This is a genomic window from Myxococcus sp. AB025B (assembly GCF_006518215.1).
GTDB lineage: Bacteria > Myxococcota > Myxococcia > Myxococcales > Myxococcaceae > Myxococcus > Myxococcus fulvus.
Genome location: NZ_SRLW01000623.1, coordinates 1 through 1,440 on the forward strand (window position 1 = coordinate 1; position 1,440 = coordinate 1,440).

Sequence of the window (1,440 nt, forward strand, 5' to 3'; positions counted from 1 at the left end):
GAGGGGCAAGTGCTCCGGGTCTTTCACCACTATTTTTCAGCCAAGAAGCTGACGTTTTTTCTCGCCGAGAGCTCGGCAATCGCATTGGCCTGCGTGATGGGCGCGGCGGCTTGTGCGGCACTCTTCGCGCCCGAGGGCACCCGGCCGCCGATGGCGGCGCTGTGGCCCACGCTGCTGGGGCTGGGCGCGGCCTTCGTCGTCACGTTCCAGTTCACGCTGTACCTGTTGGACCTGTACGACCTGCGCGTCGCCGCGGAGGACCGGGCGCGCGGCTACCGCTTCCTGAAGGCCGCGGGGGTCACCGCGATGGTGACGGGCGGGCTGATGCTGGTGGCCCCGCTGCTGTTCCCCGTGGCGCTGCCTCCGGGGGCGCTGCTGGGCGGGGCGATGGGCGCCCTGGCCGGAACGCTGGTGGTCCGGGTGTCCATCCGCGCGCTGGTCGGCGCGCCGGACTCGGTCCTCATCGTCGGTGACGGCCTCAAGGCCCGCGCGGTGGCGAGCGCCATCGAGGCGGGCGGCGAGGGCAGCTACCGCGTCATCGGCATGGTGGACCCGCGCTCGAGCCAGGAGCCGCTGGACCAGATGGCGGCCCGATTGGGCGCGGCATATGTCGTGCAGGCTGCTGACGACATGCGCGGGGCCAACTGGGTGGACTCACTGCTCATCTGCCGACTGCAGGGACGTCGCGTGTACGACGCGACGGGGTTCTGCGAGCGCGTGCTGCGGCGGATTCCCGTGCAGTTCCTCCGGGCGAGCGACTTCGCCTTCGCGGACGAGCTCACCGTGTCGCCGCTGCGCCGGGCCTTCAAGCGGGCCTTCGACCTGGCGGTGGCGTCGCTCTTGCTCACGCTGTCGGCACCGTTCCTGCTTCTGGTGGCGGTGGCCATCAAGCTGGACTCGAAGGGCCCGGTGTTCTACCGGCAGGAGCGCACGGGCCTGGGCGGCGCGACGTACTACTTGTGGAAGTTCCGCAGCATGCGGACGGACGCGGAGAAGAACGGCGCGGTGTGGGCACGGGCGAACGATGACCGTGTCACGCGGGTGGGCAAGTTCATCCGCCGCACGCGAATCGACGAGATTCCGCAGGTGTTCAACGTGCTGATGGGGGAGATGAGCTTCGTGGGTCCGCGGCCTGAGCGGCCCGTGTTCGTCGAGCAGCTCAAGCAGCAGATTCCCTTCTATGGGCTGCGCGAGGCGGTGAAGCCGGGCCTGACGGGCTGGGCCCAGATTCGCTACCCCTACGGGGCTTCGGTGGAGGACGCGCGCAACAAGCTGGAGTTCGACCTGTACTACGTGAAGAACGGCAGTTTGTTCCTCGATGTGGGAATCATCTTCCACACCGTGAGACATGTTCTTCTCGGTCGTGGAGCTCGGTAGGTACACCTCCCGCGGGCCCTCCTCCTCGTGAAGGGGAGGGGGCCCTAGGGGACCCGCCAGGGG

1 protein-coding gene is annotated in these 1,440 nt (G+C 68.5%); it reads left to right on the plus strand.

All coding sequences use genetic code 11. From position 1 onward, the window contains the following. Positions 1-9: 9 nt before the first annotated feature. A complete protein-coding gene (gene exoE / locus FL311_RS43120) occupies positions 10-1,377 on the plus strand; it encodes a polyisoprenyl-phosphate hexose-1-phosphate transferase ExoE (protein WP_141333477.1) in 1,368 nt (455 codons plus the stop codon). Positions 1,378-1,440: the final 63 nt, after the last annotated feature.